General features: G+C 66.6%; 16 protein-coding genes. 7 read left to right on the plus strand and 9 right to left on the minus strand.

The annotated features are described in order from the left end of the window. Positions 1-105: 105 nt before the first annotated feature. Positions 106-648, minus strand: a complete 543-nt coding sequence (locus ELY12_RS13915; RefSeq protein ID WP_126177315.1) for a hypothetical protein — start codon at positions 646-648, stop codon at positions 106-108. A 29-nt stretch (positions 649-677) separates the two neighbouring features. Beyond that, positions 678-1217, minus strand: coding sequence for a hypothetical protein (locus ELY12_RS13920; RefSeq protein WP_126177316.1), 540 nt, complete (start codon positions 1215-1217; stop codon positions 678-680). 269 nt (positions 1218-1486) lie between these two features. Between ELY12_RS13920 and ELY12_RS13925 the strand changes: the two genes are divergently transcribed. Further along, on the plus strand, positions 1487-1987 hold the full coding sequence (locus tag ELY12_RS13925; protein WP_126177317.1) for a hypothetical protein: 501 nt from the start codon (positions 1487-1489) through the stop codon (positions 1985-1987). Between the two features lie 14 nt (positions 1988-2001). Here the strand turns inward: ELY12_RS13925 and glpX are convergent, their stop codons facing one another. Beyond that, positions 2002-2997 (minus strand): class II fructose-bisphosphatase, encoded by a 996-nt coding sequence (gene glpX / locus ELY12_RS13930; protein WP_126177318.1) that lies wholly within the window; start codon positions 2995-2997, stop codon positions 2002-2004. A 147-nt stretch (positions 2998-3144) separates the two neighbouring features. On the opposite strand from glpX, the gene ELY12_RS13935 reads away from it, so the two are divergent. Together ELY12_RS13935 and ELY12_RS14435 are read left to right on the plus strand one after the other, a co-directional pair. Further along, the gene (locus ELY12_RS13935) at positions 3145-3507 is read left to right on the plus strand and encodes a hypothetical protein (protein ID WP_126177319.1); all 363 of its coding nucleotides are present in this window, start codon (positions 3145-3147) and stop codon (positions 3505-3507) included. A 68-nt stretch (positions 3508-3575) separates the two neighbouring features. Continuing rightward, positions 3576-4049: a hypothetical protein gene (locus ELY12_RS14435; RefSeq protein WP_206435837.1), complete on the plus strand. Its 474-nt coding sequence runs from the start codon at positions 3576-3578 to the stop codon at positions 4047-4049. On the opposite strand, the gene ELY12_RS13945 is transcribed toward ELY12_RS14435, so the two are convergent. Together ELY12_RS13945 and ELY12_RS13950 are read right to left on the minus strand one after the other, a co-directional pair. Next, on the minus strand, positions 4003-5313 hold the full coding sequence (locus ELY12_RS13945; protein WP_126177320.1) for a homoserine dehydrogenase: 1311 nt from the start codon (positions 5311-5313) through the stop codon (positions 4003-4005). The genes ELY12_RS14435 and ELY12_RS13945 overlap by 47 nt on opposite strands. Positions 5314-5380: 67 nt before the next feature. Continuing rightward, entirely contained in the window at positions 5381-6223 is an 843-nt protein-coding gene (locus tag ELY12_RS13950) for a hypothetical protein (RefSeq protein WP_126177346.1), read from the minus strand. 346 nt (positions 6224-6569) lie between these two features. Between ELY12_RS13950 and ELY12_RS13955 the strand changes: the two genes are divergently transcribed. The 4 genes from ELY12_RS13955 (at position 6570) to ELY12_RS13970 (ending at position 9157) form a co-directional block, all read left to right on the plus strand. Next, on the plus strand, positions 6570-7235 hold the full coding sequence (locus ELY12_RS13955; protein WP_126177321.1) for an energy transducer TonB: 666 nt from the start codon (positions 6570-6572) through the stop codon (positions 7233-7235). Positions 7236-7276: 41 nt separating this feature from the next. Further along, positions 7277-8080, plus strand: a complete 804-nt coding sequence (locus ELY12_RS13960; protein WP_126177322.1) for a MotA/TolQ/ExbB proton channel family protein — start codon at positions 7277-7279, stop codon at positions 8078-8080. Between the two features lie 68 nt (positions 8081-8148). After that, a complete protein-coding gene (locus ELY12_RS13965) occupies positions 8149-8679 on the plus strand; it encodes an ExbD/TolR family protein (RefSeq protein WP_206435838.1) in 531 nt (176 codons plus the stop codon). 37 nt (positions 8680-8716) lie between these two features. Further along, entirely contained in the window at positions 8717-9157 is a 441-nt protein-coding gene (locus ELY12_RS13970) for an ExbD/TolR family protein (RefSeq protein WP_126177323.1), read from the plus strand. A 61-nt stretch (positions 9158-9218) separates the two neighbouring features. Here ELY12_RS13970 and ELY12_RS13975 read toward each other — a convergent pair whose 3' ends face one another. The 4 genes from ELY12_RS13975 to ELY12_RS13990 are packed head-to-tail and all read right to left on the minus strand — an operon-like array spanning position 9219 to position 13992. After that, complete coding sequence (locus ELY12_RS13975; RefSeq protein ID WP_126177324.1) at positions 9219-11675, minus strand: ligase-associated DNA damage response DEXH box helicase; 2457 nt, start codon at positions 11673-11675, stop codon at positions 9219-9221. Beyond that, positions 11675-12277 (minus strand): cation efflux transmembrane domain-containing protein, encoded by a 603-nt coding sequence (locus tag ELY12_RS13980; protein WP_126177325.1) that lies wholly within the window; start codon positions 12275-12277, stop codon positions 11675-11677. The genes ELY12_RS13975 and ELY12_RS13980 overlap by 1 nt, the downstream gene beginning before the upstream one ends. Continuing rightward, a complete protein-coding gene (pgmG, locus tag ELY12_RS13985; RefSeq protein WP_126177326.1) occupies positions 12274-13689 on the minus strand; it encodes a phosphoglucomutase/phosphomannomutase PgmG in 1416 nt (471 codons plus the stop codon). The genes ELY12_RS13980 and pgmG overlap by 4 nt, the downstream gene beginning before the upstream one ends. Positions 13690-13701: 12 nt before the next feature. Next, positions 13702-13992 (minus strand): molecular chaperone DnaJ, encoded by a 291-nt coding sequence (locus ELY12_RS13990; RefSeq protein WP_420907060.1) that lies wholly within the window; start codon positions 13990-13992, stop codon positions 13702-13704. Between the last annotated feature and the right edge of the window lie 247 nt (positions 13993-14239).

Raw genomic sequence — 14239 nt, forward strand, 5'->3', positions numbered from 1 at the left:
CTCCGCACTCAGTGGTGATTGGAACGCGGCTCAGCAGGGCTAGTTGCCAATCCATCACGGAAAACGACCCGCAAACCCCTTCCCTAGGGTGGCAAGCGATCCCGGTTACCGCACTCGGCGTTGCTGCGTGACGTAGCCAGCCTTCATATCAACCCACTGGACCGGGAAAGAGTTGCTAGCCGCGCCATCCACTGTGGTCTGCATGGTTTGGTTTGGCCCATCGCCGGAGAAGCGGTCGCATAAGCGTTTCCCGACCAGCTTTTCAGTGTACGCCGCGCGCAAGCGCGCAAGAAGACTTTCACCTAGCGGCGACCGATACGGAATTTCGACGTCCGGCCAACTCTCCGCGAGCCAGATTTTGGCGACATTCGGTGCCGTCACGGTGGCGCAAATGGCGCCGTTTTCCACTGTACCGTCTAGCTCGACCACTGCGATGACAGCGGGATCGGTCGATACGGGTGTGCGCTTCACGACCTTCACCGACTTCGCCTTGTCAGGTGTGTAGACAGTGCTCGCCGTGCAGGTCTTGGCTGCGCTGTCCGCATTGACGCAGGCGAAACGTCCCGATTTGGCGAGTGCGATCGGATCCACGGGCGTCGCTGACGCCGATCCAGCGGCAGCCAGGATAAAAGGCAACAACAATGGCATTATTTGATCCCTCCCACTCAATCTGGCGCTCAGTTCACCCGCGCAACCGTCACGCGCGTGGGCTGGTATGGACGAGATTGCCCACCCGACAGGCTGGGTCCAGCGAGGCCACCTGACGATCCACTCGGGTATTGCATGCCAATCTGCGACAGAACCATCAGGTGTTCTCCCGTCGTTTCCAGCGTGATCGTAGCCGAAGAACTTTTGTCGTAGATCGTTGCCCCCGCAGGATAATCGGCATCAAGCCCACCATCGTAAGCGGTGTCCAGATCGGAAGCGACCGAAGCACTCCAGTCAATCTTGAACCGATCGCCTTGCTTACCGTTGATCACGAAGAACAGGAGGTATTTGCTGAATATGTCTTTATTGGGCTGGATCACGTCACCCGGGCCGAAGGAATAAGCTCGACTGAAGCTCAAGGGGATTCGAGTTTCAGGGTTTGGTTTGAGGTGAAAGACCTGAAGCTCTTGCTGCGCCACGCTATCAGCGGCGGACGCTGACGAAGTCTTTGCGCCGATTCCGGTTGTCAGTAACGAAAGCATCACTGCGATAATTAGACGCGGTCCCATCGGAGCTTCCTCTAACTTCGAGGTTCTTTATGCGGCGTAGGCTGGGGGTAGATTGGATGGAAACGACATGCGAATGCCGGGCTGTGCCTCCCCCGAGGATACCGATCGCAGTAGACCCGACCAAGGCGATTAGCGTGCGGCCGAGAGGCTAACGACTGCTTCCCACCCATCGCCGGACGTTTTCACAGGGTAACGGCAATCCCCCAAAGCGGTCGTTCCTTTTGAAAAGGCGCTTTCCTACACACTCTCCGCTGTGGCCTATGCTGGCGATGGCCAAGAATCCTGCCCACCGCCTGCGCCGCCGCCCGTCGTGGTTTCGGCCCGTCCCCCTACGCAGTCGCCGCGACGGGTGGACCGAGGTGCGGCAATGCGCGTTCCTTGCGCAGCTCTATGCGACCGGATCGGTCAGCGCGGCGGCGAGGGTCGTCGGGATGAGCCGCGCGAGCGCCTACCGCTTGCGGGAGCGCGCAGGCGCGGAGAGCTTCGCGTTCGCTTGGGACCGGGTGCTGACGCTGCCGGGTGCGGGCCATCCGGGCGCGGCGCGGGAGGATGGGCGGAAGGTGACAATCGCGACACTGCTCGCGCGGCTCGAAACCGACATCGTACGGCCGGTCGTGTTCCAGGGCGCCATGACCGGAATCGCGCGAAAGCCCGACAATCCCACGCTTTTTCGCCTGCTACGGCTGACTAGGAACTGGCCGGCCGCCCCCGACGATTCCGAGTTTTGGGAGGTTGGAGGGAGTTTTGAAAAACACCCCCGGTCGTTGTGACAAGTCCTACAGGACTAGCCCACCCGGTGCTCGCCCTTGATCCATCGCACGGTGCCGCTGCTGGCGCGCATGACCACGCTTTCGGTGGTCATCTTGCCGCCGCGCAGGCGCTTGACGCCGTCGAGCAGCGAGCCCGAAGTGACGCCGGTGGCGGCGAAGATGCAATCGCCCTTGGCGAGGTCTTCCAGCTTGTAGATACGGTCGAAGTCCTCGATCCCCCACTTGCGGGCGCGGGCCTTCTCGTCCTCGTTGCGGAAGATCAGGCGGCCGTTGAACTGCCCGCCGACACAGCGCAGCGCCGCGGCCGCCAGCACGCCCTCGGGCGCGCCGCCGGACCCCATGTACATGTCGATGGTGGTATCGGGATCGGTGGTCGCGATCACGCCCGCGACGTCGCCGTCGCCGATCAGCACGACCCCGCAGCCCAATCCGCGCAGTTCGGCGATCAGCGCCGCGTGGCGCGGCCGGTCGAGCACGCAGACGATGATGTCCTGCGGCTCGACGCCCTTCGCCGCGGCGACCGCGCGCACGTTCTCGGTCGGCGACTTGGCAAGATCGATCACGCCTTCGGGATAGCCGGGACCGACCGCCAGCTTGTCCATATAGGTATCGGGCGCGTTGAGCAGGCAGCCCTGCTCGGCCGCGGCGAGCACCGCCAACGCGTTGGGGCCGGCCTTGGCGGTGATGGTGGTGCCTTCGAGCGGATCCAATGCGATGTCGATCTTGGGACCGGTGCCCGGCGCGCCGCCGACCTTTTCGCCGATGTAGAGCATCGGCGCTTCGTCGCGCTCGCCTTCGCCGATCACCACGGTGCCGTCGATCGCCAGCTCGTCGAACGCCGCGCGCATCGCTTCGACCGCCGCGTGGTCGGCCGCCTTCTCGTCTCCCCGGCCGATCAGCTTGCTGGCGGCGATTGCCGCGGCCTCGGTCACGCGGACCAGCTCGAGGACGAGCACGCGGTCGAGCGCGCTGGAGGCTTTGGGAGAGGCGGAACGCACGCTGTTGTTCATCGGAAATTCAATCCCCGGGCTGGAGTTGGGGCGGCGCTTAGACGACGGAGCACGGGATTGTCGAGACGACCGGGGGTCTTGTTGCCGGCCCTGCTGCTGGCAAGCCCATTGGCCGCGCAGGAGGCGCCCCCGACTGTCCCTAAAACTGTGACCGCCGAGCAAGTCATCGCGGATGCGAAAAAGGCCTACGCGCTGCCGACGAGCGGCGCGGCGGCGGAATGCCCGATGCCCAAGCCTGGAGAAGAGATCGTCGTGTGTGCCCAGCAGGATGATCCCGAGCGGTACCGGGCGGCGTCGAGCAGCGATCTCGATCCGACCGGCGCGGGCGCGCGCGGCGGGGTGCCGCACGCCGATGTCGAGACCCGGTATCCGGGCGTCGCGGTGGCGAGCGGCTGCTTCATCCCGCCGTGCCCGCCGCCGATGCCGGTGCTGATCGACTTGAAGGCGATTCCGGAGCCGCCGCCGGGCTCCGATGCCGATCGCATCGCGCGCGGAGAGTTGGCGCAGTGATGCGGCGGTTGCTTATCTTTCTGACAGCTCTCGTTGCCGCTCCCGTGGCGGCGCAGGATGCGTCGCCGGTGACTGCGGAACAGGCGGTCGCCGCCGCGCAGGAAGCTTATGGCCCGCCCGACACGCGCGCCAAGCCCGCGTGCCCCACTCCCAAGCCGGGCGACGAGATCGTTGTGTGCGGCGAGAACGAGGACCCCGACAAATATCGGGTGAAGTCCAGCGCCGACCTCGATCCCAAGAAGGCGAGGGACGGCCTGCCGCGCGCGCCCGATCTCTTCAACCTGCCGCAGCCGGCGATGGTCGGCGTGGGCGTCAGCGCCAAGGGGTGCTTCATCCCGCCGTGCCCCTCGCCGATGCCGGTGCTGATCGATCTGAAGGCCATCCCCGAAGCGCCGCCCGGATCCGACGCAGATCGGGTCGCCAACGGCCTGGCGCCGCGCGATGCCCGGAACGCGCCCAGCCCGGTGCCCGCCCTACCGCCAGCCGAAGCCGCGCTCAGGCCTCCAGAATCGGCATCACCAGCGGCGGAGCCGTCAGGCTAGCCGAGCCCTCGAGCAGCTTGAGCGCCTGGTCGACGCACCGCTCGGGGCCTTCGTGAGTGACCATCGCCACCAGTACGTTGCCATCCGCATCGGGCTGTCCTTGCTGGATGAGGCTCTCGATCGAGACCTCCGCATCGCGCATCGCAGCGGTGATCTCGGCCAGCACGCCGGGGCGATCGGTGACGGTGAAGCGAATGTAATTGCGCCCGGTGCGGTCGCCCGGCTCGGCCGGCGCCATCGCGACCAGCTCGGCAATCGGAACCGAGAACGCCGGCCCGGTATCGCCGCGCGCGATGTCGATCAGATCCGCCACCACCGCGCTCGCGGTCGGGCCGTCGCCCGCACCGGCGCCCTGGAACAGCAGGCGGCCGGAGAAATTGCCCTCCGCCACCACCGCATTGGTCGGCCCATCGACATGCGCCAGCGGATGCGCCTGCGGCACCAGGCACGGGCGCACCCGCTGCAGCAGCCGCGCGTCGCCGCCGCCGTCGCTCTCGATGTCCGCCTCTCCCACCAGCCGGATGACAAAGCCGAGATCACGGGCCCGGGCGATGTCCGCCGCCCGCACCCGGGCGATCCCCTCGCACGAGACATGCGCGAAATCGAGCTTGGCTCCGAACGCGATTGCGGCAAGAATCGCCAGCTTGTGCCCCGCGTCGATGCCCTCGATGTCGAACGTCGGATCGGCCTCGGCAAACCCGCGCGCCTGCGCCTCGGCGAGCACGTCGGCAAAATCGCGGCCGCTATCCTCCATCTCGGAGAGGATGAAGTTGCACGTGCCGTTGAGGATGCCCTGCACCCGGGCGATGGCGTTGGCCGCGGCGCCTTCGCGCAAGCCTTTGATGACCGGGATGCCGCCAGCGACCGCCGCCTCGAACTTGAGCGGCACGCCCGCGTCCTGCGCCGACTCGGCCAGCGCCAAACCATGGTGCGCGATCATCGCCTTGTTGGCGGTGACCAGCGCCTTGCCCTCGCGGATCGCGGTCTTGGCAAGCGTCAGCGCGGGCCCATCGGCGCCGCCGACCATCTCCACCACCGCATCGACATCGGCCCGCGCGGCCATCGCGGCCATATCGTCGCACCAGTCGAAGGGCGAGAGATCGACCCCGCGGTCGCGGTCGCGGTCGCGCGCGCTGACTGCCACGATGCGGATTTCGCGCCCGGCGCGGGCCTGCACCAGCGCGGCGTTGGCGTCGAGCAGGCGGATGACGCCGGCCCCCACCGTGCCCAGCCCGGCGAGCGCGATGCGCAGCGGTTCGGCCATAACACTCAAAACTCCCTGTCGGCCCGTTCCCTAGGCAAGCGCCGGGCGCGCGGCCAACAAAGAGATACTATCGGCGGACAAGCGTTCGCGGGCAGGAACCGAGTTGCTGCAGCACGAACGCATAGTCCTGCGCCGCCCGCGTCCGCGACGCCGGATCCTGCGACAGGTTCGCGCCGCGCGGCAATTGCTCGGGCAGGAAGCACGCGAGACGGTACCACGCGAGTGTGTCGGGTTCGGGTGGGCGCGCTGCCTGATCGACGATCTCGGAGTACGAAACGCCCCATGCGGGCGCCATTCCGGGCCGCCGAACGATGGTGAGCGAGACCGGGTCGCCACTCGCCGTTCCGAGGAAGATCTGCGTCTCCGACTCGCCGACCAGGGTGCCGGGAACTGCGAGCGCGTCGCGCACGCCGGTGATAGCGGGCGGTGCATCGGCTGCGGCAAGCTCGGCAAGAATCGGCCGCAGGCGCGCCGCGGTCGTCTCGTCGTAGGGCAACTGCGCGGTGGGACCGGTCAGCTGCAGCTCGCCGGGGCGCCCCGGGACCGAGCGAGCGAACAGCAGGAACGCGCGCTTCTTGAGCTTGGGCGCCTTGCCCTTCGCATCGAGCGGCACGTCCACCAAATACCGCACCGACTCGCCGAGCGGTGCCTTGCCCGCGAGGAGGGCCTGAGTCCGCGCCTCGATGTACAGGCGGGTGTAGCCGGGAGCGACGTTAGCCGCGCGTTCGGGCGGCAGGGGAATCTGCTTGGCGACCAGCACGTGCACCACGAGATCCGCCGCGTCGGCGAGGTCTGCGAGATCGGCATAGGTCACGGCCGGGATCGGAGCCGGCGGCGGCGCGGCAGCGGTGCCAGCGGTCAGGGCGGCGGCGAGGATCGCGGCACGCAGGGCGGAGAATCGGTTGGTCATCATATCCTGTCGGCTAGGCGCTCGTTCCCGGGTTGGAAACCGTATGGCATCTGCGCCGTTGCAGCGACAATGGAGTGAATCCCGGGTGAACCGCAAAAGCGTTTGCCTGCGATTTGCTTCACGGTTAAGGCTCCGGGCGAACCGGGGAGCAAGGATAGAAAGCTAACCCCCCGGAAGGACCCGTGCCGGGTCATCGGGGATCCGGCGGGCCTGAAGGCCGTCGAATTCCGATGAGCCGTCTGGGTGGAAAATGGAATGGATGCGTCGGCCCGGCGGTTAACCGTGCCGGTCCGATGCAGGATGCCGGGCTAACCTCCGGCACCTGACGATGGAGTGATGCGACTGAATGGCCTACGCTGACCAACAGATGAGTGGTAATCGCATTGTTGCGATCATCATCGTTGCGCTGATCCATGTCGCCGTCGGTTATGCCCTTGTCACCGGGCTCGCCTATTCGGCAGCCAAGAAGCTGGTGGAGCGCGTAACCACGGTCGATATCGAAGAGCCGCCGCCGCCCAAGGACGAACCGCCGCCGCCCGAACCCCCGAAGGACGTGGCTCCGCCGCCGCCGGTCGCGCCGCCGCCGCCGATCAATGTGTCGGTGGCCCCGCCCCCGATCCAGACCCAGCCGACGATTCCGCCGCCAGCGCCCCCGGTGCTGCGCGTGCCGCCACCGGCGCCGGTCGCTCCCCCGCCGCCCCCGCCCCCGCGGGTGCAGCCGAAGGCCGCGACCCCGAAGGGCAACCCGGGCAACTGGGCGAACGCCAACGATTATCCGAGCCGCTCGCTGCGTGAGGAAAAGGAAGGCGTGACCCGCTTCTCCGTCCAGGTCGGCGCCGATGGCCGGGTGACCAGTTGTACCGTCACCGGGTCGAGCGGCACTCCGGAACTCGACAGCACGACGTGCTCGCTGATCCAGCGCCGTGGCCGCTTCAATCCCGCCACCAACGGCGACGGACAAGCAGTCGCGGGTAGCTGGTCGAGCTCGGTTCGCTGGCAGATTCCGAAGTAAGCGCTTCTATTCCAACCGTTTTTATTTGAGAGGACACTCGCATGTACATCGAACTTCTTTCCGCGGCGGCTGGTGGCAGCGCTGCTCCCCCGACCCACTTCGGCTTCTGGGAAGCGCTGCAGCAGGGCGGCATCATCGCTTACTCGATCTTCGCGGTGCTGGTGATCATGTCGATCGGATCGTTCTACATTCTGATCACCAAGTGGCTCGAGCAGCAGAAGATCTTCAACCAGTACAAGGCCGTTCGCACCTCGTTCTGGCGCGCGGGAACGCTCCGCGAAGGCGCGAGCAAGATGGAAAAGAACAGCGCCTGGCGTCAGCTGGTCGACGACGGCCTGACCGCCGAAGAATCGCACACCAAGATGACCGACAGCCTCGACGCCCACGACTGGCTGCACGGCTCGCTCGCTCGTTCGGAAGCCTCGATCAACGCGCGTCTCGCGGGCGGCCTGCCGTTCCTCGCGACCGTGGGCGCGACCGCTCCGTTCGTCGGCCTGCTCGGTACGGTTATCGGTATCTATCGCGCGCTGATCGCGATCGGTCTCGCCGGTTCGGCATCGCTCGACAAGGTCGCCGGTCCGGTCGGTGAAGCGCTGATCATGACCGCGATCGGTCTGCTCGTGGCGGTTCCCGCGGTGCTTGCGTACAACTGGCTCTCGAGCCGCAACAAGCGCATCGCCGAGCTCCTGTCGGGCTTCAGCACCGATCTGCTCGCCAACATCAACTCGGGCGGCGCGGTGAAGCCGACGGTGATGACTGCGACCTCGACCCAGCAGGCGGGCAAGGCCGCGACGGCACCGGCCACCAAGCCGGCGACCACCACGACGACGACCACGCGCCCCTAAGCGTGCTTCGGGGCCGCCCCCTCGGGCGGCCCCGGTTCGTCCGCCAAGATTTGAAGATAGGATAACCCATGGCGATTGCTACAGGCGCAAGCGGGGAACGACCCTTGTCGGACATCAACGTTGTGCCGCTGACCGACGTGATGCTGGTTCTCTTGATCGTGTTCCTGATCGCGATTCCGGTGTCGTTGCAGACGATCGAAAAGCTCAAGATTCCGGTCTTGGTTTCGACCGAGTCGAAGGAGAAGGTGGAGAACCTCCTCCTGACGGTAAGCTCGACCGACGCCGCTGGACGCAGCGCCGGCGAGCCCGGATTCGAAGGGGCCGATCGCTCGGGCGCCTGCCGCGTGTATTTCAACAACACCACCCCGGTCGATGCGACCGAGCTCTACGACAAGGCGTTCGCCCGGCTCGACGCGATCGTGAAGGCGGCCGGCGGCCCCGCGGAAATCATGAAGGACCCGGACTTGATCCCGCAGGTCCACATCCGCGGCGATGTCAACGCGCCGTGGCGGTGCATCGCGGGCACGATCTACAACGTGCAGGCGGCGGGTTACCCCACCGTCGGCTTCATCTCCAACCCGGTCGATCCCAACGGCTGACGCCGCTTAGCCACGCGAATTCAGGAGTACCACCACTATGGCAATGTCAGGCGGCAGCGACGACGGCGAGCCGATGATGGAAATGAACGTGACGCCGTTGATCGACGTCATGCTCGTGCTCCTCATCATGATGATTCTCTCCGTTCCGCCCGCGACCCACGCGGTGAACATCGATCTGCCGGTGCCTTCGGAGACGCCGCCGACCGATATCGACCCGATCAAGAACAAGATCGTGATCACGCCGGACAATCAGATCCTGTGGAACGGCGGGGCGATCAACGACGGACAGCTGGTGACCAATCTCGAAGCGACGAAGGGTCTGAACCCTGAGCCCGAGCTCCAGTATCAGCCCGACGCGCAGGCGAGCTACGACTTGTCGGTCAAGGTGCTGAACATCATCAAGCAGTCGGGCGTGACCAAATTCGGCTTCGTCGGGAACGAACAGTTCCGATCCTTCGACAAGGCGCCCGGCGCCTGATCGACTGAGACCTTTCTGATAATGAGGGGCGGAGCGATCCGCCCCTTTTTTGTTGCGCGGCTCAACCACCTTCGGGCGCGCGCGCCTCCTCCACCCGCATCGCCTCGGCCGCCAGCCCTTCGGCTTCGAGCAGCAGCTCATCGTCGATCGCGCCGGCGGGCAGGGCCTCGCGTCCGATCATCGTCATGACCGGCACCGCCAGCGGGCTTACCCGGTCGAGTTCGACGTGGACCAGCTGCTCGGCCGCGCGGTCGAGGACGTTGCCGAGCCGGCCAACGTCAGTCATCCGCGTGCGCGCGTCGGCCCAGGCCGCCTCCAGCAGGACATGGTCGGGCTCGTACTTGCGCAGCACGTCGTAGATGAGATCGGTCGAGAAGGTGACCTGCTTGCCGGTCTTGCGCTTGCCGGGATGCTGGCGTTCGACGAGCCCTGAAATCACCGCAACCTCGCGAAACGCGCGCCGCAGCAGGTGCGACTGCTGCACCCATTCGACGAACTCGTGGGTCAGGATATCGGGCGACAGCAGCGGCAGCGGATCGGTGACCGGCTTCAGGCCCCACACCGCGAGGCAGTAATCGTTGGCGACGAACCCGCCCGGCATCAGCCCGCGCTCCTCCATCCGCCGATTGATCAGCATCCCCAGGCTCTGGTTCGCGTTCCAGCCTTCGAAGGTATAGTAGACCGCGTAGTGCTTCTTGGCGTGCGGGAAGGTCTCGACCATCAGCTGGCCGGGCCCCGGCATCTGGCTGCGCCAGTCCTGCACTTCCAGCCACTCGCGCACGTCGTCGGGAAAGCGCGACCAGCCCACCCGGTCGATCAGCATCTCGCGCACCCGGTTGGCGAGACGCGTGGTGAGCGGCAGGCGCAGGCCGGTGTAGCTCGGGATCGTCGCCGAGGTCTTGGCCGCGCGGACGATCAGCTCGAGGTCCTTGAACTGCTCGACCTCCAGGTCGATGCCGGCGAAGCGGAAGGTATCGCCGCTCTTCATGCTGGCGGCGAACATCTCCTCCACCTTGCCGAGCGAGCGGCCGTTGCGGAAACGGATCTCGATCATCTCGGCGTCGACGATGATCCCGGCGTTGAGCCGGTGGCGCTGGGCGTGCTCGGGGTGCGTCAACCGCCACGTGCCCGACTTGTCGCGCACGATGCGCTTGAACCGGTCGTAGGCCTCCAGCGAGTAACCACCGGTGGCGACGAAGTGCAGCACGCGGGTCCAGACTTCCTCTTCGAGCCAGGCATAGGCGAGCGACGAGCGGACCTCGGCGAGCAGCTCCGCCTCGTCGAACGGTCGCGCGCAGACGCAAGCCATCACGTGCTGGGCAAGCACGTCGAGCCCGCCGGGACGGAAGTCCTCGCCATCGCGCTGGCCTTGGTCGACCGCTTCCTTGGCCGCGGTCGCTTCGAGGAACTCGAACCGGTTGCCCGGCACCAGGATCGCGCGGCTCGGCTGGTCGAGCCGGTGGTTGGCCCGGCCCACGCGCTGGAGCAGCCGGCTCGAGCCCTTGGGCGCACCCATCTGCACCACGCAGTCGATGTCGCCCCAGTCGACCCCGAGATCGAGGCTAGCGGTCGCCACCAGCGCCCGCAGCTCGCCCCGCGCCATCGCGCCTTCGACCTTGCGCCGCGCTTCCTTGCTCAAAGATCCGTGGTGAATGCCGATCGGCAGGGTGTCGTCGTTGACGTCCCACAGCATCTGGAAGGTGTATTCGGCGAGGAAGCGCGTGTTGGTGAACACCAGCGTGGTCTTGTTGCGGCGGATCTCCTCATAGATCTGCGGGATCGCCCAGCGCCCCGCGTGGCCGCCCCACGGCACCCGCTCCTCGACCGGCAGCAGCACCTCAACCACCGGCGGGGCGCCGGGTTCGCCTTCGACCAGCGTCACCGCATCGATTTCGCCCCACGGGGCGAGCCATTCGCGGAATTCCTGCGGGTCTGCCACCGTGGCCGACAGTGCGGCGCGCTGCATGTGGGGGGCGATCGCCTGCAACCGGCTCATTGCCAGCGCCAGCAGGTCGCCGCGCTTGCCGGTGGCGAAGGCGTGAACTTCGTCGACCACGATGCGTTTGAGGCCGGCGAACATCTGGAAGCTGTCGGGATAGCTGAGCAGCAGCGAGAGGGACTCGGGCGTGGTCAGGAGGACGTTGGGCGGCTTGAGCCGCTGACGTTTCTTGCGGTCCGAGGGCGTATCGCCGCTACGGGTCTCGACCCGGATCGGCAGGCCCATCTCCTCGACTGGCGTGACGAGGTTACGCTGCACGTCATGCGCCAGCGCCTTCAATGGGGAGACGTAGAGCGTGTGCAGCCCCTCGGGCGGTCCGGCATCGCCGAAGCGCGAGGGGCAGAACGCCGCCAGCGTCGGCAGGAAACCCGCCAGTGTCTTTCCCGCGCCGGTGTCCGCCACCAGCATGGCGTGCTGGCCCGCGTCGCTGGCGGAGAGCATTTCGCTCTGGTGCCGCCGCACCCGCCATCCGCGCCCGGCGAACCAGCCAGCGATCTCGGAGGGGACTTCGCCGGTCATCAGGGCTCGGCCCGCTCCGCGTGCTCCTTACGCGCGGCTTCCCACACCTCCTTGGCGGCATCGAGATTGACCAGCGCGATGGCCAGCCCAACACCTAGGTCGGGCCACGGCGAACGCCACGCGAACGCGGTCACCAGCCCGGCGGCGATGATGCCGATGTTCGCCAGCGCGTCGTTGCGCGCAGACAGGAAGGCGGCCTTGCTCAGGCTACCCGAATGACCGCGATGGCGTGCGAGGATCAGCGCGCAGGTCATGTTGACCGCCAGCGCGCCCAACGCGGCGAGGGTCAGCGGCAGCGGCGCAGGCGTGGCGGGATGCGCGAACTTCTGCGCCGCGGTCCACATGGTCGCGATTCCCGGCACCAGCAGCAGCCCGGCCAGCACCATTCCCACCCGCGCCCTCGCCGCAATGCTCCAGCCCAGCGCGAGGAGGATGAGGAGGTTGATCGAGGTGTCCTCGAGGAAATCGACCGAATCGGCGAACAGCGCGACCGAGCCGATCGCCAGCGCAACCGCGAACTCGATCCCGAAGTATGCCAGATTGAGCGCCGCGACCCACGCGGCCGCGCGGCGAAACCCCGCGGCCGGCGCGGTGCCGGTCAATGCCCCGCCTGCTCGCCGCGCTCCAAGCCCGAAGCCGCAAGCTGCTCGTCGATCTGCGCCAGCAGGCGATCGAGCCCGGCCTGATTCTCGCTCTCCGCCCGCGCGACGAGGACGTCCTGTGTGTTCGAGGCGCGCAGGAGCCACCACCCGTCAGGGGTGGTCACCCGCACGCCATCGGTACCGTCGACGCTTATGTCCTTGGGCGCGTCGGTCCCCGCAAGGCGCTGCTTGACCTCCTCGATCGCGGCGAACTTGCGGCTCTCGTCGACCTGGAAGCGCAGCTCGGGCGTGTTGACCATCGCCGGCATCGCGCCGCGCAGCTCGGTCACCGACTTGCCCAGCCGGGCCGAGGCGGCAATCAGACGGATCGCGGCGTAGAGCGCATCGTCGTAGCCGTAGTAGGTGTCGGCGAAGAACACATGGCCGCTCATCTCGCCCGCCAGCGGGGCGTGAGTTTCCTTCATTTTGGACTTAATCAGGCTGTGGCCGGTCTTCCACATCAGCGGCTGGCCGCCGAGTTCGGAGACGCGCTCGAACAGCGCGCGGCTCGCCTTCACGTCGGCGATCACGGTCGCGCCGGGCATGCGGGCGAGCAGGTCCTCGGCGAAGATCATTAGCAGCTGATCGCCCCAGATGATGCGCCCCTGGCTGTCGATCGCGCCGATCCGGTCGCCGTCGCCGTCGAATGCCACTCCGAAATCGAGGTTCTTGTCCGCGACAAGCCGCTTCAGGTCTTCGAGGTTGGCGGGGTCAGTAGGATCAGGATGATGGTTCGGAAAACTTCCGTCGACCTCGGTGTAGAGAAGGTGGTGCTCCCCCGGCAGCCGGGCGGTCAGCGCCTCGAGCGCGGGGCCGGCGGCGCCGTTGCCCGCATCCCAACCGATTCGAAGACCGGCCAGCGTTTCGTGGTCGATCCCTTCGAGGCCGACCAGCAGACGCTCGATGTACTCGCCAAGGACTTCGCGCGTCTCGACCGTGCCGGAGCCGTCGGCCCATTTACCCGCCTGGGCACGGCGGCCGATTTCGAGGATGTCCTCCCCGAAGAATGGCCGGCCCATAAATACCATCTTGAAGCCGTTGTAATTGGCGGGATTGTGGCTGCCAGTTATCTGAATGCCGCCATCCACCTGTTCGGCTGACGCTTCGGCGTAGTAGAGCATCGGGGTTGGCCCCATGCCCACCTGCACCACGTCGCAGCCGCTCGCGGTAAGCCCTTCGATCAGCGCGTGCTCGAGCATCGGCGAGCTCAGCCGACCGTCGTAACCGACTGCGACCTTCTTGCCGCCAGCCTCGCGCAGCATGGTCGCGAAACCGCGCCCGATCGCGCGCGCGTCGTCCGCGCCCAGGGTTTCGCCGATGATCCCGCGGATGTCGTATTCGCGCAGGGTCGTGGAATCGAAGATGTGGCTCAAGCGGAGATACTCTCAGTTACCGTCGGGCAGCTCGTCGAGCAGCAAGTCGCGCGCGGCGTTCGCCTCGTGCACCTGGCCGTTCGTGCCGCCCCGATCGGGATGGACCATCGCAATCAGCCGCCGGTGAGCCTCGACGATCTCGGTGCGATCGGCACCTTCGCGGACGGCCAGCAGCTTGCGTGCCCTGAAAACGGCCTGACCGCGCGTCGGTTTCGCCTGCAGGTACTCCCACGGCCATTTTCCCAGCGCCCAGCGGCAGCCGAACGAGATGACCGCGGCGATGAAGAGGAAGCGAAGGATCATGCCACGGACCTGCCGGCCGAAGGGCGGTTCAGTCGCCTCACCGGCAACTTGTCACGATTATCCACCCTATTTTTCGAAAACCTCATCGGCCCGGTTTCCTGTTATAGTTCATGCACTTGCACCACTCTTCGCGTGTCGCGGTTGTCACCTTAGCCCCTGCCCTGCGTTGCGGCGATGACAAGGGCTTGCGCAGGTGTTCATCACCAGCCGGGTTAGCACCGCGGCGGCGTGTAGGACACTTCTCCGG

The organism is Tsuneonella rigui, from assembly GCF_003958625.1.
Taxonomy (GTDB): Bacteria; Pseudomonadota; Alphaproteobacteria; order Sphingomonadales; family Sphingomonadaceae; genus Tsuneonella; species Tsuneonella rigui.